This window comes from Nocardioides carbamazepini, assembly GCF_024614185.1.
GTDB classification, from domain to species: domain Bacteria; phylum Actinomycetota; class Actinomycetes; order Propionibacteriales; family Nocardioidaceae; genus Nocardioides; species Nocardioides carbamazepini.
This window is the reverse complement of record NZ_JAHTLF010000002.1, coordinates 22,145-40,746: the sequence shown is the minus strand read 5'-3', so window position 1 is coordinate 40,746 and position 18,602 is coordinate 22,145. Positions and strand designations below refer to the sequence as shown.

Below are 18,602 nucleotides of genomic sequence, written 5' to 3'. Positions count from 1 at the left end.
TCACCGGGATCCTGACAAAGTGGAGCCATGATCCTCGAGCACGCCGTCCTGCCCGTCGTACCCGGACGGGAGGAGGAGTTCGAGGCCGCGTTCAGCGAGGCGCGCTCGATCATCGCGTCGATGCCCGGCTTCCGCGGCCTGGCGCTGCGGCGCTCGCTCGAGACGCCGAGCCACTACCTGCTGCTCGTCGAGTGGGACACCCTGGAGGACCACACCGTCGGGTTCCGCGGCTCGCCCGACTACCAGCGGTGGCGGGCGCTCCTGCACCGGTTCTACGAGCCGTTCCCGGAGGTGGAGCACTACGTCGACGTACCCCTGTCTGCAGGTGGCAGGGTGGAGCCATGGACGACGACGCCCTGATCATCGACCGTCAGCCACTGCCCGAGGGCATCCCCGAGCGGCTCGCCGCGCAGCTGAGGTTCGTCGCGGAGGCCGACAAGCTCAAGACCGTGCTGCGCGCCTCGCCGCTCGCGGCGGCCGACCGGCGTGAGAACGACGCCGAGCACTCCTGGCACCTCGCGCTGATGGTGGTGCTGCTCGCGGAGTACGCCGACGAGCCGATCGACGTCGGGCACGCGGTCAAGCTCGTCGTGGTCCACGACCTGGTCGAGATCTACCCGGGGGACAGTCCGGTGTTCGTGCCCGGGGCGGCCGACGACCAGCAGGAACGCGAGGCCGCCGCGGCCGATCGGCTGTTCGGGCTGCTGCCGCTGGACCAGGCAGGGGAGATGCGCGCCCTGTGGGACGAGTTCGAGGCGGGCACCACGGCCGAGGCGCGGTTCGGCAAGGCGATGGACCGCCTGGAGCCGATGCTGCTGAACTGGCTCGCCGGCGGCGGGACCTGGGGGATGCCCGGCGCCTCGGAGGCCACGGTGCGTGCCCGCGAGGCGGGCGTCGTGGCCGCGTCGACGTCGCTGGGGGATGCGACCGGGCTGCTCGTCGAGGAGGGGCTGCGACGAGGCTGGATCCGCCCGTGAGCGCGCCCGAGCGCTGGACGCGATCGACCGTCCACCGCGACATGTGGCTCGATGCCGACGACGACCCCCGGGAGGTCGACGGACCGAGCGCCGAGGGTGAGCGGGCCACCCTGCTCGACTACCTCCGCAACTACCGCCTCACCCTGCTCCTCAAGTGCGAGGGACTCGACGCCGAGCAGCTGGCCCGCCGCTCGGTGCCGCCGTCGAACCTGTCGCTGCTCGGCCTGGTCCGGCACCTCGCCGAGGTCGAGCGCGACTGGCGCAACTGGATCACCACCGGCCACCCCGAGCCCGGTCTGTACGGCGAGCCCGACGGCGACTTCGACGGAGCTTCCGGCAGTGCCGACCTGGTCGCCGCGGCCTCGGCCGACCTGGCGCGGGAGCAGGCGGCGACCGACGCCGCGCTCGCGGGCTTCGCGGACCTGGGGGAGCGGGTCGGTGCCGAGCGGATCGCCGTACGCGACCTGATGGTGCACCGGATCGAGGAGTACGCCCGGCACTGCGGGCACGCCGACCTGCTGCGTGAGTGCATCGACGGGCGGGTCGGGCAATAGCCGGGTCCGGCTAGCCTCAGCGGCGTGAGCGCGACGATCAAGGCCGCCGGTGTAGCAGCCGGGCACGGGGCGAGGGCACTGTTCTCCGGGTTGGACCTGGTGATCGGGCCGCGCGACGTCATCGGCCTGGTCGGCCCCAACGGCGCCGGCAAGTCGACGCTGCTGCGGACGCTGGCGGGCGAGCTGGGGCCCGAGGCCGGCACGGTCACCGTCACGCCGGCGTCGGCCACGATCGGCTACCTGCCCCAGGAGACCGAGCGCCGGACGGGGGAGACGGTACGGGGATTCCTCGCGCGCCGTACCGGCGTCGCCCAGGCGCAGGCGCGATTCGACGCGGCGACGGCCCGTCTCGAGGCGGGGGAGTCGGGCGCCGATGACGAGTACGCCGAGGCGCTGGAGCGCTGGCTGGCCCTGGGCGCGCCCGACCTCGACGAGCGGTCGGAGGCGATCGCGGCGGACGTGGGGCTCGCCGTCGACCTCGACGCGCCGATGACGTCGCTGTCGGGCGGGCAGGCGGCCCGGGCCGGACTGGCGAGCCTGCTGCTGTCGCGCTACGACGTGTTCCTGCTCGACGAGCCGACCAACGATCTCGATCTCGACGGGCTCGACCGCCTGGAGCGCTTCGTCGCCGAGCTCGGCGAAGCGGCGGTCATCGTGAGCCACGATCGCGAGTTCCTCGCGCGCACGGTCAACCGGATCGTCGAGCTCGATCTGCACCAGCGCGCGATCAACGTCTACGGCGGTGGCTACGAGGCGTGGCTCCGGGAGCGTGAGATCGCCCGCCGCCATGCGCGCGAGGCCTACGAGGAGTACGCCGACACGGTGTCCGGCCTGCAGGCCCGGGCGAGCATGCAGCGCGGCTGGGCCGCCCAGGGCGTGCGCAACGCGCGGCGCAACATCAACAACGAGCCGGACAAGTCGATCCGCAAGTACCGCGCCGAGTCGAGCGAGAAGCAGGCCGCGAAGGTGCGCCAGTCCGAGCGGGCGCTCGAACGCCTGGAGGAGGTGGTCGAGCCCCGCAAGGAATGGGAGCTGCGGATGGAGATCGCCACCGCGCCGCGCTCGGGTGCGGTGACCGCGGCGCTCCGGGAGGCCGTCGTGCGGCGCGGCGACTTCACGCTCGGTCCGGTGACACTGGAGATCGGCTGGGCCGAGAAGGTCGCGATCACCGGAGCGAACGGCGCCGGCAAGTCGACGCTGCTGGCGGCGCTGCTGGGCCGGATGCAGCTCGCTGGGGGAGAGGCGCACCTGGGGCCGGGCGTGGTCGTGGGCGAGGTCGACCAGGCCCGGCGCCTGTTCGAGGGCGACGAGCCGCTGGTCGACGCGTTCCAGCGGCACGTCCCCGATCTCGCCCCCGAGCCCGTGCGTACCCTGCTGGCGAAGTTCGGCTTGAAGAGCGACCACGTCCGGAGGTCGGCGACCACGCTGTCGCCGGGCGAGCGGACGCGCGCGGCGTTGGCGCTCCTGCAGGCGCGGGGAGTGAACCTGCTGGTTCTCGACGAGCCGACCAACCACCTCGACCTGCCCGCGATCGAGCAGGTCGAGACGGCACTGGCGAGCTACCCGGGCACCCTGCTCCTGGTCACCCACGACCGCCGGATGCGAGCGGCGGTGGCGACGAACCGTGAGCTGCACGTCGAGGACGGTCGGGTCACCGAGCGGTGACCTCGTCAGTCGTCGGGCAGCGCGCGCCAGCCGCTCTCGGCGCGCCAGCTCTCAGAGTCGAATGTGTACCAGCAGCCCTGACGCGGCTGGTCGTGCTGGCGACCGATCGGCAGGTCCAGTAGGTCGCACCGCAGCAGAGAGCCCACGCCGCCGTGCCCGACGAGGATCAGGCGGCGCCCCGGGTGGCGGGTGACCGCGCCGCGGACCGCCACGACCACACGGGCCTGGGCCGTTCGGGCGGCCTCCCAGCCGCGGACCGACGTGTCCGGGTGCCCGAAGAACAGGTCGGCGGTGCGCTCGAACTCGTCGGGCGGCAGGAAACCCGTGGCGCTGCGATCGTTCTCTGCGAGCTCGGGATGGTGCTCGACCGGCAGTGAGAGCGCGTCAGCCAGGATCTCTGCCGTGTCACGAGCCTTGGTCTCCGTACTGGAGACGATCAGGTCGAACCCCGACGCGACTCCGGACGCAGCGAATGCTGCCGTCCGCTGCCGGCCGTACGGCGACAGCGGCCAGTGCTGGATCGGGACGGCAGCATCGACGACGACCTCGGGATGCGTGACGTAGAGATGGCGCACGCCGTATTGAACCAACGCAGACGGCAGCGAACCGGCAGGGGTCCGTCCGTGTCGTGGCAATAACTGCAATCGAAAGGTTGCATGAACTCCCGATCATATGCAACCATCTGGTTGCAAATCAGGTGCGGACGATCCCACAAGGAGAGCAGTCGTGAGTAGCAAGAGCGTGCAGACGGTCGAGGCGGTCAGCATCACCCGAAGTGTCGAGATCGCGGCCTCCGGGTCGCAGGTCTGGGCCGCGATCACCCGGAGTGAGCTGATCGCCCGCTGGCTCGGTGACCAGTGCGAGTTCGACGCCCGGCCCGGAGGTCGGGGCCGATTCGGCTGGACCGAGCACGGCGTGTCGTTCCCGGTCGAGGTGATCGACGTGAACGAGGCGCGCCGGATCAGCTTCTCCTGGGCGAACGAGCCGGGCGAGGACCTGTCCGCGGGCAACCGGACCACGGTGGTGTTCGAGCTCGAGGAGATCCCGGGCGGGACCCGGCTGACCGTGACCGAGACCGGCTTCGACCTGCTGGCCGGTGACGCGGAGTACCGCGCGAAGTCCTGGGCGAGCAACTCCGACGGGTGGCGCGACGAGCTGGCCGAGCTGGTCGCGTTCGCGCCCACGGTCGAGCTCGCGGCATGACCTCGTCCGCCCAGGTGATGGCCGTGTGCGCTGCACTCGGCGACGAGACGCGGTGGCAGATCCTGGAGCGGCTCGGCCGAGGGGATCACTCCGCCTCGGCCCTGGCCGAGATGCTGCCCCTCACGCGTCAGGCCATCGCCAAGCACCTCGCCGCCTTGCAGGCCGTCGGTCTGGTGGAGTCCTACCGAGCCGGCCGGGAGCTGCGCTTCCGGGCGCTCGGCGCTCAGCTGAGCGCCACCGCGCGTGCGCTGGAGGAGATCGGAGCGGCCTGGGACCGCCGGCTCGCCGCCATCAAGACGGTCGCCGAGTCGCTGTCCGAGCAGGATTGACCCGACCCGATGTCAGATGTTCTTCGGCCGTAGCGGTTTCGGCGCTGGGAGGGCCGGGGTAGTGTCGGGGATGAGTTTCCAACATGGGGGATTCTCCTTGCCGCCCGTCTCCGTTCTGGAGGCGGGCGGCTTCCCGTTGTCGACGGGCCGCGTGGTCGCAGCTGGACGGCTGACCGATGAATCGTCCAATCGTCCGCGCCGTGTCGATCTGTACGCCGACCCGGGCGTTCATGGGCGGCGTGCTCCTGTCCAGGCACGAGACAGACAACACGAGGCAGACAGCGGGCGCCCGACCTCGGCTGGGCGCGGGACTGGGGCCGCTCCCGCCGCGAGCGAGTGCGCAATCTGACATAATGTCACTTATCGGCGGTTCGACAACGACCTCGACCGCTCCGTGTTGAGCGCCTGCTTTCCGCCGGGCTCGACGGTGAGCCGTCCACACGCGCGCGCTGCACGTCGGGTCGCTCAGCTCGCCGCTGACAGAATTGTGGACGAAGAGCGAGCTGCGCCCAGGAGCTGAACGTCCGCTCGGGCTAGCGCCTCGTGTAGGCGTCGACGTCCCGGGACAGCTCGTCGTACGTGTCGAAGTCGCCGATGTGCGCCCACCGGATCCGGCCGTCGACGACGAGCACGCTCGACGGGACTCCGTTGAACGGGACCACGTCGGCGAGCGACTCGGCGAGATGGCCGTCGTGGTCGCGGAAGTTCGGGTAGGAGACCCCGAACTCGTCCAAGGCGTCGCGTGCGTCGCCGTTGTCGAGGTCCCGGGAGATCCCGACGACCGCGATCCGCCCCGTGTCGGCGAGACGCTGGAGCATCGGCATCTCGTCGCGACAGGGACCGCAGGTGGAGGCCCAGAAGTTCACGAGCGCGGTGCCTTCGGCACCCGGCAACTCGTCCGTCGACGAATCGATGGGGTCGAGGCCGGGCATCTCCGGCCACGGTACGTCGACCTCGCGCCAGCCCAGCATCAGATCGCTCCCCCGCGGCTGTCGGTCGAGGTCGCGCTGGTCACCCGCGGCGCCGATCCACACGGCCGCTCCGGCGAGCGTCACGAGCAGCGCAACCGTCAGGAGGAGAACACGCCGCACCGCCTCAGTCTACGAAGCCATGACCTGGCGACGACTCAGCGTCCGTCCGAGAGACCCAGCCGGCGGGCGAGGGCCACCGGTACGAGAGCGGCGCCGTCGGGGTCCAGCACGGCCACGCTCCCCCGGCCCTTCACCAGCTTCACTGCCTCGGTCAGCAGGTACCGCGCGACGCCGTGGTCGTGCTTCATCGGCTTCACGAACATCCGGCCGATCACGAGCAGACCGGCGACGTCGACCCCGGCCGCAGTCGCGGCCTCACCGGTCCAGGCGGCCTCGACGGGAGGCCGGTAGACCTGCAGGTGCCCGACGACGTTCCTCGTCGGCGCGACGCTGACCGGCGCCTGGTCGAACACCCAGGACACCTCGGCGTCGATCTGCGAGAGCCAGGCCCGTGGCGACCGGCCGGCGAGCACGCCGTCGTCGGCGTCGCGCGCCGCGAGGATCTCGCACAGCCGGTCGAGATCCTGTTCCCTACGATCCCGGATCATCGGAGGAGACTACGGAACCAGAGGGACGAGCGACACCGGCAGCCGGCGTCGGTAACACCGGGAGGGAGCCGGACACTACAAGGGCATGAGCATCTCCGATGACGCCGAGTTCAGCGACGCGTGGCGCCGCGACGGCCCCCGTGTCGCGGCCTACGTACGTCGCCATGTGCCGCCCGACGACGTGCAGGATGTCGTGGCGGAGACGTTCGTGCAGGCGTGGCGCCGCTGGCACGACGTCCCCCGGCCACCGATCGCCTGGCTGATCGCGGCGGCCCGCAAGGTCGTCGGCAACAGCCGACGCTCGGCCCGCCGGCGCGGCGCCCTGCACGACCGCCTCGTGCTGCTCGACGTGGCGGCGCGCCCGAGTGAGGACGCGGGCCTGCTCGCGACCGACCGGGTGGCCGCCCTCGAGGCACTCGCGGCGCTGCCGGAGGAGCAGCGGGAGGCGCTGCTGCTCATCGCCTGGGACGGGCTCACGCCCGATGCGGCCGCCGGCGTTCTCGGGATCCGTCCGGGGACCTTCCGGGTCCGCGCCCACCGGGCGCGGGCCGCGCTGCACGAGCTCAGCTCCCCGGCGGACCCGCGCGCCGCCCTCCCGAACCGACCCCTGACCGAAGGTGGCCTCCGATGACCGACCACATCTCTGCCCTCGCTCCCGCTCCCCTCCCCCTCGACCCGGCCTGGTCCGAGGCGACCCTCGCCCGGATCCTCGCCGGGGACGGTGCTGCCGAGGACCGGGCCGCCACGGGCCGCGCGGACCGGGGACGCCGCCGCCGGACCCGCCGCCGGGTGGTCGTCGGGCTCGTCGCCGGCTTCACCGCGGTCGGGACGGCGACCGCCGTCGGCCTCGGCGACCCGACGGAGGTCGTCGCCCGCGTCATCAAGGACTTCGCCCAGCAGCCGAACACCACCGGCAACGGCCTCGGCGTCCTCGACGAGCCCGCGCTGGTCGCCCAGTTCGACACCGGCCACGGCGTGTTCGCCTTCTGGGTGGCGACCTCGTCGTCCGGCAAGGTCTGCTACGCGATGAGTGACGGCATCTGGGACGGCACCGGCACGCCGACGAAGAAGGAGCTCGAGTACGGCTGCGGCGGCACGATCTGGGCCGGCGACGACGTGCCGCCCCAGGAGTTGACCTCCCCCGATCAGCTGGGCGGCTTCTTCAAGGACAGCGAGCCTCTCGTCTACGGCGTCTCGCCCTACCCCGGCACCACCGCGGTGCGGGTGCAGGGCACCGGGGTCGACCGCATGCTGCCGGTACGAGCCGACTCGCTCGGGTACGGCACCGCGCTCCCGGAGGCCGCCCAGGCGGCGGAGGTCACGCTGACCTTCCTCGACGTCGACGGCCGGGCGCTCGGCTCGAAGGTGAGCGTCGCCCCGATCGGGTAGTCCTCAGCCGGGACGACGGTCAGTCGAGGCAGAACTCGTTGCCTTCGGGGTCGGCCAGCACGAGGTGACCGGCGCCCATCGGCGGCTCGGGCTCGTGCCGCGCCAGCCGCGTCGCGCCGAGCGCCACGAGGCGCGTGCACTCGGTCTCCAGCACGGCCATCCGCTCCTCGCCCGTGAGCCCGGGCGCCGCCCGGACGTCGAGGTGGACCCGGTTCTTGGCGACCTTGCCCTCGGGGACCTGCTGGAAGAAGACCCGGGGCCCGGAGCCGTCGGGGTCCTCGATCGCCGAGCGCGCGTTCCGCTCGGACTCGGGCACCCCGATCCGCTCCAGGAACACGTCCCAGGCGGCCAGCGGGTCGCCGCCGGGAGCGACCGGGACCCCGGGCGGTCCGGGATGGACGTAGCCGAGGGCGTCGCGCCAGAAGGACGAGAGCGCTCGCGGGTCGTGACAGTCGAAGGTGATCTGGAGATCGCGGCTCATGGTCCGGTTCTACCGGCCGGCACCGACACTCCCCTCCGTTCTCAACGTATAGCGCACAGGGGGTCTTGCCGCAAGGCCCCCTGGGGCGGGCAGAATCCCGGTCTCCGCGCCGCGGAGAGGCCACGAGACCCCTGGGAGCTGACGACTTGACCCACCCGACGACGCGCGCGTTCGACCTCCACGATCACCCGGCCAAGGACGATCCGGCGCTCATCGCCGACGACGAGGCGCACTTCGCCGCGATCGGCGGCAGCCTCGAACGCACGGTCGCCGAGCTCGAGGACCGCCTGGCCGACGTACGCCGCCAGCCGGGCGGCACCGGTCAGGAGGCGATGGACCGCGACCTGGAGGTGCATCGCCTCAGCTCACGGCTCCGGGGGCTGCGCCGCTACCGCCTCGACCTGTGCCTGGGCCGGATGGTGGCGACGGACGGCGAGACCGTGCACGTCGGTCGCTTCGGGCTGACCGACGCAGACGGTCGGCGGCTGCTCGTCGACTGGCGCTCCCCCGCCGCCGAGCCGTTCTTCGGCGCCACCCACGGCAACCCGATGGGCCTGGCCAGCCGGCGTCGCTACCGCTGGACCAACGGCCGGGTCACCGACTACTGGGACGAGGTGTTCACCGCCGACGCGCTCGACGACGCGGCGGGCAGCGCGGCCCTGGACGACCAGTCCGCCTTCGTCGCGAGCCTCGGCAGCAGTCGCTCCGAACGGATGCGGGACGTGCTCGCCACCATCCAGGCCGACCAGGACGCGATCATCCGGGCCGGCTCCCGCGGGACCCTCGTCATCGACGGCGGTCCCGGCACCGGCAAGACGGTCGTCGCGCTGCACCGCGCCGCCTACCTGCTGTACGCCGACCCGCGGCTCGGCGACGGACGCGGTGGCGTCCTCTTCGTCGGCCCCCATGAGCCCTACCTGGCCTACGTCGCCGACGTGCTGCCGAGCCTGGGCGAGGAGGGCGTGCGGACCTGCACGGTCCGCGACCTCGTCGCGGAGGGCGCCGCCGCGGTCCAGGAGCGCGACCCGGAGGCGGCCCGGCTCAAGGCCGACGCCGCGATGGTCGCTGCGATCGAGCCCGCGGTCCGGCTCTACGAGGAGCTGCCGACCGAGGGCATGGTGGTCGAGACCGCATGGTCCGACGTGTGGCTCAGCGCCCGAGACTGGGCCGAGGCGTTCGGGGCACCGGATCCGGGGACCCCCCACAACGAGGCGCGCGACCAGGTCTGGGACGCACTGCTCGACATCCTCGTCGACAAGCACGGCGACACCGACGCCTCGGAGGAGGAGGTCCGCCGGTCGCTGCGCCGCAACCGCACGCTGGTGGACGCCGTCACGAGGGCCTGGCCGATGATCGAGGCCACCGACCTGGTCGGAGACCTGTGGGAGGTGCCGGCCTTCCTGCGCCACTGCGCCCCCTGGCTCTCCTCCGACGAGGTGCGCACGCTGCGTCGTGCCGGCCCGCAGGGGTGGACCGTCGCCGACCTGCCGCTCCTCGACGTCGCCCGGGCGCGGCTCGGCGACCCTGAGGCGGCCCGCCGACGGCGGCGGCACGAGGCGGAGGCGGCCGCCGAGCGGGAGGAGATGGACCGCGTCGTCGACCATCTCGTCGCCACGGACGACTCCGACCTGATGATCATGTCGATGCTCCGCGGTGCCGACCTGCGCGGTGCCCTCGCGGCCGATCCCGGCACGCTCGTGGCCGACGCCGGCCGCTACTCGGGCCCGTTCGCCCACGTCGTGGTCGACGAGGCCCAGGAGCTCACCGACGCCGAGTGGCAGATGCTGCTGCGCCGTTGCCCGTCGCGCAGCTTCACCGTCGTGGGCGACCGGGCCCAGGCCCGGCACGGGTTCACCGAGTCGTGGGCCGACCGCCTGGAGCGGGTCGGCCTGCACGACATCGACCTGGCGTCGCTCACCGTCAACTACCGCACACCGGTCGAGGTGATGGAGGCGGCGGCGCCGGTGATCCGGGAGGTCCTGCCCGACGCCAACGTGCCCACCTCGATCCGCAGCACCGGCGTGCCTGTCGAGTACGCCGACCGCTCGCGCCTCGCCGGGATCGTCGAGGAATGGCTGGCCGAGCACCAGGAGGGCGTCGCCGCCGTCATCGGCGACCGGGACTTCGCCGCCACACCGCGGGTCCGGTCGCTGCGTCCCGAGCACGCGAAGGGCCTGGAGTTCGACCTGGTCGTCCTCGTCGCGCCGGAGCGGTTCGGCACCGGGATCGAGGGCGCCGTCGACCGCTATGTCGCGATGACCCGGGCCACGCAGCGCCTGGTCGTGCTCAGCTGAGCCGGGTATCAGACCGCCTGGTTGATGCGGACGTGGTTGCCGGCCGGGTCCCGGAACGCGCAGTCGCGCACGCCGTACGGCTGGTCGATCGGCTCCTGGATGACCTCGGTGCCGGTGGCCTGGATCCGCTCGAAGGTGCCGTCCAGGTCGGGCGTGCTGAGGACCAGGGTGGCGTAGGTGCCCTTCGCCATCATCTCCGCGATGACCCGCTTCTCGTCCTCCGTGATGCCGGGGTCCGCGGCCGGCGGGCAGAGCACGACCGACGGCGACTGCCGGCCCTGGGGCGCGACGGTGATCCACCGCATGTCGCCGTACCCGACGTCGTTGAGGATCTCGAAGCCGAGGACGTCGCGGTAGAAGGCGAGCGAGGCCTCGGGATCGGTCTGCGGGAGGAAACTGTGCTGAATGCTGATGTCCATGTCGCTCACGCTAGCGGCGCCTCGAACCGTGGTGCTTCTCGATTCCTGACCGATGCCGCGCGCGCCGCGGGGACGTCGGGGCTCGTCTGCGCGCCGCCGCGTCGGACCGGCCGGGTGACCTTCTTCGTCACGCACGACGGGGGCTCGGCGGCACCGTCCTCGGGCACCGGAGCGTCGTCGCGGTAGGCACTCGGCGGTACGCCGACCAGCTCGGTGAACCGGGTGCTGAACGTGCCCAGCGACGAGAACCCGACCTCGAAGCAGATGTCGGTCACGCTGAGGTCGCCGCGACGCAGCAGCGCCATCGCCCGCTCGATCCGCCGCGTCATCAGGTACGAGTACGGCGGTTCGCCGTAGGCCTTCTTGAACTCGCGGCTCAGGTGCCCGGCCGACATGTGCACGTCGCGCGCCAGCGCCTCGACGTCGAGCGGGCGGGCGTACTCACGGTCGATCCGGTCACGCACCCGACGCAGCAGCGTGAGGGTGCGCAGCCGTTCGGGGTCGAGGGTGCTCACGCACCCATGATGTACCGCACCGGCGGTGCGGCGGTGTCCGCCGCCCGATCTCGTAGGGTCGCCGGCATGACGTCGCAGCCTCCGCCGCCCCCGCCCGGCTACCTCCGCGTGAACGTCCAGGGCAACCGGCTGCTCACCATGATCACGCCGAGCGTGCAGGTGAACGGCTACCCGGTGCCGATGCGGTTCGGACCCAACGTCGTGCCGATGCCGCCGGGCGTCCACACCGTCTCCGCCCACGCCCAGTGGATGTGGCGCTACGGCCAGGCGAGCCAGCAGGTCCAGCTCGCTCCCGGGCAGACCGTCGACGTCTTCTACGCCGCCCCCGTGCTGACCTTCATGTCCGGCGCGATGGGGTTCACCAAGCAGAGGGTGCCGGGGATGCTCGCGTTCGTGCTCCTGCTCGTCGTCCTGCTGCTGGTGGTCATCGGCCTGCCCGTCGCCGTGATCCTGGCGACGGCATGAAGGACCCGGCCGCGGCGGCCGGCATCCTCTACCCCGGCATCCTCTACCCCGGCATGTTCAACCCCGCGGTGCTGCGGTGACCCAGTCCTCGCTGCGCTCCCACAGCTCCGCGGCGAGCGCGTCGGTGACGACCCGTGACGGCTGCTTCTCGCGCTCGTCGTCGTAGTAGCGCCCGGTGTGGTCGGCCACATCGGGCGAGGTGGCGCAGTAGAGCGAGGTCCGCGCGCCCTGCTCGGGCGACTTCATGAACAGCTTCATCGCGTGGCGCACGCCGAAGGGCACCTCCCGCCACACGTCCGAGGCGATCGCGCCGGGATGCAGTGCGTACGTCGTCACGCCGGTGCCCTCCAGCCGCCGGCCGAGCTCGCGCGCGTGCAGCACGTTGGCGAGCTTCGAGACGCAGTACTCGTCGAAGGCGGTGCGGGTGACCGTGGGCCGCCGGACGGCCTCCCAGTCGATGCCCTTCGCCCGGTAGTGGCCGGTGCTGGCGACATTGACGATCCGCCCGGGTCCGGTCTCCACGATGCGGTCGCGGAGCAGCTCGGTGAGCAGGAACGGGCCCACGTGGTTGGTGCCGAAGGCGAGCTCGAACCCGCTGGCGCTCATCCCCCGCTTGCCGGCCAGGCCGGCGTTGTTGATGAGGACGTCGAGCCGCTCGCCGGACTCGAGGAAGGTCGTCGCGGCGGCCCGGAGGGAGGCCAGGTCGCCGAGGTCGAGGGCCAGGAAGTCGAGTGCGGTGTTGCCGGTATCGGCGGCGATCTCGCGGATCGCCGCCAGGGTCCGCTCCTCGGAGCGGCCGGCGAGTACCACCCGCGCCCCGCGGCCCGCGAGGTCGCGCACGGTCTCCTTGCCGATGCCGGTGTTGGCGCCGGTCACGAGGAAGGTCTTGCCGTCGAGGTCGCCCATGGGAGGATCCTGCGCCCTCTGCCGCCGCGCGTCGTCCTCCCCCGGTCGCAAAACCCGATGGGGAGAGTGTGACCCGCGTCACCCTTGGGATGTGACCTGCGTCATGCAAGGGTGGGGCCCATGAGTCTTCTCGCCCTCGCCGTCGTCCTGGCGATCGTGCTGCTGTTCGTCCTGGGCATCGCCGCGCTCTTCGGTGTCGTGCTGGTCGCCGGTCGCTCGGGCCGCCGGGCACAGGTCCGCGAGACCGGCCCTCAGTCGATCGCCTGACCCAGCACCGCGCCCACGTGGGCGCGGACGCCGGCGTCGCCGGTGATCGTCACCAGGTCGTCGTCGCCGCGATGCCACAGCCAGGCGTCGAGGTCGCCGGCCGTTCCGGTCACCACGAGGTCCGCGGCCACCCCCGGCTCCGCGACGACGTGCTGATCGGGCTCGCCGCTGCGCTCCACGCCGTCCGGTGCGGTGCCCGAGAACGTGCCGACCTGCACCCACACCGACGTGCCGGTGTCGGTGGCCCGGAACTCGGCGTACTGCTCGCGCGGCTCGAACCGGCCCCACGGCGGCAGGCCGCCGTACATCACGTCGAGGATCTCGTCGATCCCGTCGGCCGCCAGAGCGGGCGGCAGCGCTGTCACCCGACCGGCGGCGAGCTCCGCGTCGAGGCGGTGGATGAGCGCCTCGTGGGCCTGGCGGCGCGCCAGGTGGCTGACGTGCTGATGCTCGGGGCGTCCGGACCAGAACCAGGCGGCGTCGGCCGGATCGGCCGACCCGAGCGCGTCGACGAAGGCGGTGTGGGTGCTGCGGAAGGCGTCCAGCAGCCCGTCGTAGGTCGCGGGGCGCGCCGGCTCGGTGTAGTCCTCCGGCGCGGCCGGTCGGAGCCGGACGACGTGCTCCCAGAAGTGCTGGACCTCGGTGAGGTGCCACAGCAGGTCCGCGGCGTCCCAGTCGGGACAGGACGGCACCCGCGCGTCGGGCGCGCAACCTTCCAGCACCGAGACGAACCGGGCCGACTCGGCGCGGATGTGGTCGAGATAGGCGGTGTGGTCGAGGCGGGTCATGGCCGCAGCAGCACCTTGATCGCGCGACGCTCGTCCATCGCCCGGTAGCCGTCGGGCGACTCCTCGAGCGGCAGGGTCTGGTCGAAGACCTGCCCCGGGTCGATCCTGCGGTCCAGGACCATCGGGAGCAGCTCGGGCAGGTAGCGGCGCACCGGTGCCATGCCGCCGCGGACGCCGACGTTCTTGTCGAACAGGGTGCGGGCCGAGATCTCGACGCCGTGGGGCGCGCCGACGAAGCCGACCCCTCCGCCGGGGCGGGTGACCGCTATCGCGGTGGTCATCGCGTCGTTGGTGCCGACGCACTCGAGGGCCGCGTCGACGCCGACGCCGTCGGTCAGCTCGTGGACCTCGGTCACGGCGTCCTTGCCCCGGGCCGCGACGACGTGGGTGGCGCCGAACGCCCGGGCGACCGCCTGGCGGGGCTCGTGACGCGACATGGCGATGATCCGCTCGGCACCCATCACGGACGCGGCGAGGACTCCGCACAGGCCGACCGCGCCATCGCCGACCACGACGACGGTGGCGCCGGGCTTCACGCCCGCCGAGACCGCCGCGTGCCAGCCGGTGGGCATCACGTCGGAGAGCGTGAGCACCGAGGCGACCAGGTCGGCGTCAGGAACCCCGCCGGTGCTGACCAGGCTCCCGTCGGCCTGGTTGACGAGGGCGTACTCGGCCTGCCCGCTCCCGGTGAAGCCGAGGTTCGTGCAGACCGACTGCGCGCCGTTGGCGCAGTGGGCACAGGTGTTGTCGCAATGGCAGAATGGCACCACCACGAAGTCGCCGACCCGGACGTCACGGACCTCCCCGCCGATCTCCTCGACGACGCCGATGCACTCGTGGCCGATCGTGGCCCCGGGACGGATCGGACTCTCGCCCCGGTAGGGCCACAGGTCGGAGCCGCAGATGCAGCCGGCGGTGACCCGCACGATCGCGTCCGTGGGGCGTCGTAGGGTGGGGTCGGGGACCTCTTCCACCCGGATGTCCCGGGTGCCGTGGATGGTGGTGGCGCGCATGTGAGGATCCTTCCAGATCGCCGTGGCGACTTGCGTTATCTCATATGTGAGTTACCGTCGTGGCATGACGATCGACGTGCCCCACGGCGACTACAAGGGCCGGATCGGCAACCTCATCCGCGACGCCCGCAAGCACCGCGGGCTCACCCAGGCCCAGCTCGCCGAGCGCCTCGGCACCAGCCAGAGCGCGATCAACCGGATCGAGAAGGGGCACCAGAACCTCTCCCTGGAGATGCTCGCCCGGATCGGCGCCGCACTGGACTCCGAGATCGTCGCGCTCGGTGCGGGTCCCACCCATCTGCGGGTCAAGGGCCCCACGACGCTGTCCGGCAGCATCGACGTCAAGACCTCCAAGAACGCCGGCGTCGCGCTGCTGTGCGCGGCGCTGCTCAACCGGGGCCGGACCACCCTGCGCAAGGTGGCGCGGATCGAGGAGGTCAACCGGCTGCTCGAGGTGCTGACGAGCATCGGCGTGCAGACCCGCTGGATCAACGCCGACAACGACCTCGAGATCGTCCCGCCCAAGGACCTGGACCTGACCCGGATCGACGAGGAGGCCGCGCGGCGCACCCGCTCGGTCATCATGTTCCTCGGTCCGCTGCTGCACCGGGCCGACACCTTCGAGCTGCCGTACGCCGGCGGCTGCAACCTCGGCACCCGCACCGTCGAGCCGCACATGTCCGCGCTGCGGCCGTTCGGCCTGGAGGTGAAGGCCACCGACGGCTGGTACCACGCGCAGCTCAACCGCGCGATCGTCCCCGGCCGCCCGATCGTCCTCACCGAGCGCGGTGACACGGTGACCGAGAACGCCCTCATGGCGGCTGCTCTCCACCCGGGCACCACCGTCATCCGCAACGCCTCGTCCAACTACATGGTCCAGGACCTCTGCTTCTACCTGCAGGCCCTCGGCGTCGAGGTCGAGGGCATCGGCACGACGACGCTCACCGTCACCGGCCGCGAGACCATCGACGTGGACGTCGACTACTCCCCCAGCGAGGATCCGATCGAGGCGATGTCGCTGCTCGCCGCGGCGATCGTGACCCGCTCCGAGATCACCATCCAGCGCGCGCCGATCGAGTTCCTCGAGATCGAGCTGGCCGTGCTGGAGGAGATGGGCTTCCGCTACGACCGCACCGAGGAGTACCTCGCGGCCAACGGGCGCACCCGCCTCGTCGACATCACGACCTACCCCTCCGACCTCGTCGCGCCGCGGGACAAGATCCACCCGATGCCGTTCCCGGGCCTCAACATCGACAACCTGCCGTTCTTCGCGGTGATCGCCGCCGTGGCCGAGGGCACGACATACCTGAACGACTGGGTCTACGACAACCGGGCGATCTACCTCACCGAGCTCAACAAGCTCGGCGGCCGGGTCACCCTGCTCGACCCCCACCGGGTGCAGATCGACGGCCCCACGTCCTGGACGGGCACCGAGCTGGTCTGCCCGCCGGCGCTGCGGCCCGCCGTCGTCGTCCTGCTCGCCATGCTGGCGAGCAAGGGCACCTCGGTGCTCCGCAGCACCTATGTCATCCACCGCGGCTACGAGGATCTCGCCGAGCGACTCAGCGACCTCGGTGCCGAGATCGAGACGTTCCGGGACATCTAGGGCCGTGGCGTACCTCGAGCGGGGCAGGGTGCTGGCCTTCGCGCACCGCGGCGGTGCCTACCACCCGGAGATCGAGGGCCTCGAGAACACCCTCGCCGCGTTCCGGCACGCCGCCGCGCTGGGCTACGACTACCTCGAGACCGACGTCCACGTGACCGCCGACGGCGTCCTGCTGGCCTTCCACGACGACGTGCTCGACCGGGTCACCGACCAGCGGGGCGCGGTGCACGAGCTGACCCTGGCCGAGGTGCGTCGGGCGCGGATCGGCGGGCGCGAGCAGGTGCCGACCCTGGTCGAGCTGCTCGACGCGTTCCCCGCGGCCCGGTTCAACATCGACCTCAAGGCCGACGGAGCCGTGGCGGCACTGGCCGCCCTGGTCCGTGAGCGCGACCTGTGGGACCGGCTGCTGGTGGCGTCGTTCTCCCGGAGGCGGATCCGGCGGTTCCGGGAGCTGACCGACGGCCGGGTGCCCACCGCGGCCGACCCGTGGCAGATCGTGGCCTTCCGCCTCTCCCCCACCGCCCGGCTCGCCCGGCTGCTCGCCGGGAGCGGGTTCGCCGCCTTCCAGGTCCCGCACCGCCGGCACGGGTTCACCGTGACCACCCCCGGCCTGGTCCGGCGGGCGCACGCCGCGGGGCTTCAGGTCCACGTGTGGACCATCGACGACCCGGCCGAGATGGCCACCCTGCTCGACCGCGGCGTCGACGGGCTCTTCACGGACCGCACCGATCTGCTCAAGGATGTCCTCCAGGGACGCGGCCAGTGGTGGCCCGCGCAGGGAGGGGCGACAGCATGAGCGAGGCGACCGGCATCGCGGACCTGGGGCCGTTGAACCGGGCGCGGGAGCAGCGTGCCTGGTACTTCACCGACTGGGCGGCCTCCGCCTTCCAGACGACCGTGGCCGGTGTCCTGTTCGCGCCCTACCTCATCTCGGTCGCCGAGAACGCCGTCGGCGAGCACGGCCGGATCCACGTGCTCGGGCTCGCGATCGCGCCGGGCTCGCTGCCGTCGTACGTCATCACGCTCTCGACCCTGCTCAGTGCCCTGATCTTCCCGATCGTCGGCGCCCTCGCCGACCGCACCGCGCGCAAGCCCGACCTGCTCGTCGGGCTGTCCTGGGTGGGCGCGACGGCGGCGGGCCTGCTGTTCTTCATGAGCGGCGAGAACTGGCTGTTCGGCAGCATCGCGTTCATGGTCGCCAACCTCGCGGCGGGCGCGGCGATCGTCGTCAGCGACTCGGTCCTGCCGCTCATCTCGACCGAGGCGGAGCGCGACCGGACGTCGTCGGTCGGCTGGGCCTACGGGTACGCCGGCGGCGGACTGCTGCTCGCGGTCAACTTCGCCGTCGTCACCTTCCACGACACGCTCGGCCTCGACAAGGAGATGGCGGTCCGCCTCTCCCTGCTGTCGGCGGCGGTGTGGTGGGCGGCCTTCATGATCATCCCGTGGCGCGGCATCAAGCGGCACCAGCCGGTCGACGTCGAGGACGTCGAGGGCGGCCTGCTGAGCCGCTCCTTCGGTCAGCTGGCGGCCACGCTGAAGGACCTGCGCAACTACCCGGTGGCGCTCACCTTCCTGGTCGCGTACCTCTTCTTCAACGACGGCATCCAGACCGTGATCGCGTCCGCGTCGACCTTCGGCATCGAGGAGCTCGACTTCGAGGAGGGCACGGTCCTCGGCACCTACCTGCTGGTCCAGTTCGTCGCGATGTTCGGCGCGATCGGCTTCGGCCGCGCGGCCGCGCGCTTCGGTGCCAAGAAGGTGATCCTCGGCGGGCTCGTGGGCTGGATGGGCATCGTGACCGTCGCGCTCGTCGTACCGAAGGGGCAGCTGGTGCCCTTCCTCGTGCTCGGCGTCGCGATCGGCGTGGTGCTCGGCGGCACCCAGGCGCTGGCCCGGTCGTACTTCTCGCTGTTCATCCCGCGCGGCAAGGAGGCGGAGTACTTCAGCCTCTACCACGCCATGGATCGCGGCACCTCGTGGTTCGGGACGCTCACGTTCGGACTGGTCTACCAGCTCACCGACTCCTACCGGCCGGCGATCTTCGCGCTCATCGGGTTCTTCCTCCTCGGTGGCCTGCTGCTCCTGCGCGTCGACACCGAGCGCGGCATCCGCGACGCCGGCAACGCGCGGCCCGCGGTGATCTAGACCG

The 18,602-nt window shown here is 71.9% G+C and carries 23 protein-coding genes; 14 read left to right on the top strand and 9 right to left on the bottom strand.

Going from position 1 to position 18,602, the window contains the following annotated elements; translation table 11 throughout:
• Positions 1-27 precede the first annotated feature (27 nt).
• Genes KVF89_RS00250 through KVF89_RS00235 form a run of 4 tightly spaced genes read left to right on the top strand, consistent with a single transcriptional unit; the run spans position 28 to position 3,196 of the window.
• Complete coding sequence (locus KVF89_RS00250) at positions 28-360, top strand: antibiotic biosynthesis monooxygenase family protein (RefSeq protein WP_257422490.1); 333 nt, start codon at positions 28-30, stop codon at positions 358-360.
• Positions 342-977, top strand: a complete 636-nt coding sequence (locus KVF89_RS00245; protein WP_257422489.1) for an HD domain-containing protein — start codon at positions 342-344, stop codon at positions 975-977. Before KVF89_RS00250 ends, KVF89_RS00245 begins: the two co-directional genes overlap by 19 nt.
• Positions 974-1,531 (top strand): DinB family protein, encoded by a 558-nt coding sequence (locus KVF89_RS00240; protein WP_257422488.1) that lies wholly within the window; start codon positions 974-976, stop codon positions 1,529-1,531. The genes KVF89_RS00245 and KVF89_RS00240 overlap by 4 nt, the downstream gene beginning before the upstream one ends.
• A 24-nt stretch (positions 1,532-1,555) precedes the next feature.
• On the top strand, positions 1,556-3,196 hold the full coding sequence (locus KVF89_RS00235) for an ABC-F family ATP-binding cassette domain-containing protein (RefSeq protein WP_257422487.1): 1,641 nt from the start codon (positions 1,556-1,558) through the stop codon (positions 3,194-3,196).
• A 5-nt stretch (positions 3,197-3,201) separates the two neighbouring features.
• Here KVF89_RS00235 and KVF89_RS00230 read toward each other — a convergent pair whose 3' ends face one another.
• Entirely contained in the window at positions 3,202-3,771 is a 570-nt protein-coding gene (locus KVF89_RS00230; RefSeq protein ID WP_257422486.1) for a histidine phosphatase family protein, read from the bottom strand.
• A 151-nt stretch (positions 3,772-3,922) separates the two neighbouring features.
• On the opposite strand from KVF89_RS00230, the gene KVF89_RS00225 reads away from it, so the two are divergent.
• Positions 3,923-4,399, top strand: a complete 477-nt coding sequence (locus tag KVF89_RS00225) for an SRPBCC domain-containing protein (protein ID WP_257422485.1) — start codon at positions 3,923-3,925, stop codon at positions 4,397-4,399.
• Positions 4,396-4,728, top strand: a complete 333-nt coding sequence (locus KVF89_RS00220; protein WP_257422484.1) for an ArsR/SmtB family transcription factor — start codon at positions 4,396-4,398, stop codon at positions 4,726-4,728. Before KVF89_RS00225 ends, KVF89_RS00220 begins: the two co-directional genes overlap by 4 nt.
• Positions 4,729-5,261: 533 nt before the next feature.
• Here KVF89_RS00220 and KVF89_RS00215 read toward each other — a convergent pair.
• The gene (locus KVF89_RS00215) at positions 5,262-5,819 is read right to left on the bottom strand and encodes a TlpA family protein disulfide reductase (RefSeq protein WP_257422483.1); all 558 of its coding nucleotides are present in this window, start codon (positions 5,817-5,819) and stop codon (positions 5,262-5,264) included.
• 35 nt (positions 5,820-5,854) lie between these two features.
• Positions 5,855-6,307, bottom strand: coding sequence for a GNAT family N-acetyltransferase (locus tag KVF89_RS00210; RefSeq protein WP_257422482.1), 453 nt, complete (start codon positions 6,305-6,307; stop codon positions 5,855-5,857).
• An 85-nt stretch (positions 6,308-6,392) separates the two neighbouring features.
• Here KVF89_RS00210 and KVF89_RS00205 point away from each other — a divergent pair, with 85 nt between their 5' ends.
• Positions 6,393-6,938, top strand: a complete 546-nt coding sequence (locus KVF89_RS00205) for an RNA polymerase sigma factor (protein WP_257422481.1) — start codon at positions 6,393-6,395, stop codon at positions 6,936-6,938.
• On the top strand, positions 6,935-7,696 hold the full coding sequence (locus KVF89_RS00200) for a hypothetical protein (RefSeq protein WP_257422480.1): 762 nt from the start codon (positions 6,935-6,937) through the stop codon (positions 7,694-7,696). The genes KVF89_RS00205 and KVF89_RS00200 overlap by 4 nt, the downstream gene beginning before the upstream one ends.
• Positions 7,697-7,715: 19 nt before the next feature.
• On the opposite strand, the gene KVF89_RS00195 is transcribed toward KVF89_RS00200, so the two are convergent.
• Positions 7,716-8,177: a VOC family protein gene (locus KVF89_RS00195; RefSeq protein WP_257422479.1), complete on the bottom strand. Its 462-nt coding sequence runs from the start codon at positions 8,175-8,177 to the stop codon at positions 7,716-7,718.
• A 146-nt stretch (positions 8,178-8,323) separates the two neighbouring features.
• On the opposite strand from KVF89_RS00195, the gene helR reads away from it, so the two are divergent.
• Positions 8,324-10,471 carry an RNA polymerase recycling motor ATPase HelR gene (gene helR, locus KVF89_RS00190; RefSeq protein ID WP_257422478.1) on the top strand — a complete coding sequence of 716 codons (2,148 nt, stop codon included), beginning with the start codon at positions 8,324-8,326 and terminating at the stop codon, positions 10,469-10,471.
• An 8-nt stretch (positions 10,472-10,479) separates the two neighbouring features.
• Here the strand turns inward: helR and KVF89_RS00185 are convergent, their stop codons facing one another.
• On the bottom strand, positions 10,480-10,890 hold the full coding sequence (locus tag KVF89_RS00185) for a VOC family protein (RefSeq protein WP_257422477.1): 411 nt from the start codon (positions 10,888-10,890) through the stop codon (positions 10,480-10,482).
• A 5-nt stretch (positions 10,891-10,895) separates the two neighbouring features.
• A complete protein-coding gene (locus KVF89_RS00180; protein ID WP_257422476.1) occupies positions 10,896-11,405 on the bottom strand; it encodes a helix-turn-helix transcriptional regulator in 510 nt (169 codons plus the stop codon).
• A gap of 66 nt (positions 11,406-11,471) precedes the next feature.
• On the opposite strand from KVF89_RS00180, the gene KVF89_RS00175 reads away from it, so the two are divergent.
• Positions 11,472-11,870 carry a hypothetical protein gene (locus KVF89_RS00175; protein WP_257422475.1) on the top strand — a complete coding sequence of 133 codons (399 nt, stop codon included), beginning with the start codon at positions 11,472-11,474 and terminating at the stop codon, positions 11,868-11,870.
• Positions 11,871-11,927: 57 nt separating this feature from the next.
• Here the strand turns inward: KVF89_RS00175 and KVF89_RS00170 are convergent, their stop codons facing one another.
• Positions 11,928-12,776: an SDR family oxidoreductase gene (locus KVF89_RS00170; protein ID WP_257422474.1), complete on the bottom strand. Its 849-nt coding sequence runs from the start codon at positions 12,774-12,776 to the stop codon at positions 11,928-11,930.
• Positions 12,777-12,896: 120 nt separating this feature from the next.
• On the opposite strand from KVF89_RS00170, the gene KVF89_RS00165 reads away from it, so the two are divergent.
• Positions 12,897-13,043 carry a hypothetical protein gene (locus KVF89_RS00165; protein ID WP_257422473.1) on the top strand — a complete coding sequence of 49 codons (147 nt, stop codon included), beginning with the start codon at positions 12,897-12,899 and terminating at the stop codon, positions 13,041-13,043.
• Here KVF89_RS00165 and KVF89_RS00160 read toward each other — a convergent pair.
• Both KVF89_RS00160 and KVF89_RS00155 read right to left on the bottom strand, forming a co-directional pair.
• A complete protein-coding gene (locus KVF89_RS00160; protein ID WP_257422472.1) occupies positions 13,028-13,831 on the bottom strand; it encodes a maleylpyruvate isomerase family mycothiol-dependent enzyme in 804 nt (267 codons plus the stop codon). The two genes, KVF89_RS00165 and KVF89_RS00160, sit on opposite strands and share 16 nt — an antisense overlap.
• On the bottom strand, positions 13,828-14,844 hold the full coding sequence (locus KVF89_RS00155) for a zinc-dependent alcohol dehydrogenase family protein (protein WP_257422471.1): 1,017 nt from the start codon (positions 14,842-14,844) through the stop codon (positions 13,828-13,830). The genes KVF89_RS00160 and KVF89_RS00155 overlap by 4 nt, the downstream gene beginning before the upstream one ends.
• A 64-nt stretch (positions 14,845-14,908) precedes the next feature.
• Between KVF89_RS00155 and KVF89_RS00150 the strand changes: the two genes are divergently transcribed.
• Genes KVF89_RS00150 through KVF89_RS00140 form a run of 3 tightly spaced genes read left to right on the top strand, consistent with a single transcriptional unit; the run spans position 14,909 to position 18,598 of the window.
• On the top strand, positions 14,909-16,450 hold the full coding sequence (locus tag KVF89_RS00150; protein ID WP_257422470.1) for a helix-turn-helix domain-containing protein: 1,542 nt from the start codon (positions 14,909-14,911) through the stop codon (positions 16,448-16,450).
• A gap of 4 nt (positions 16,451-16,454) precedes the next feature.
• The gene (locus KVF89_RS00145; protein ID WP_257422469.1) at positions 16,455-17,246 is read left to right on the top strand and encodes a glycerophosphodiester phosphodiesterase family protein; all 792 of its coding nucleotides are present in this window, start codon (positions 16,455-16,457) and stop codon (positions 17,244-17,246) included.
• Positions 17,243-18,598, top strand: a complete 1,356-nt coding sequence (locus KVF89_RS00140) for an MFS transporter (RefSeq protein ID WP_257422468.1) — start codon at positions 17,243-17,245, stop codon at positions 18,596-18,598. Before KVF89_RS00145 ends, KVF89_RS00140 begins: the two co-directional genes overlap by 4 nt.
• Positions 18,599-18,602 lie beyond the last annotated feature (4 nt).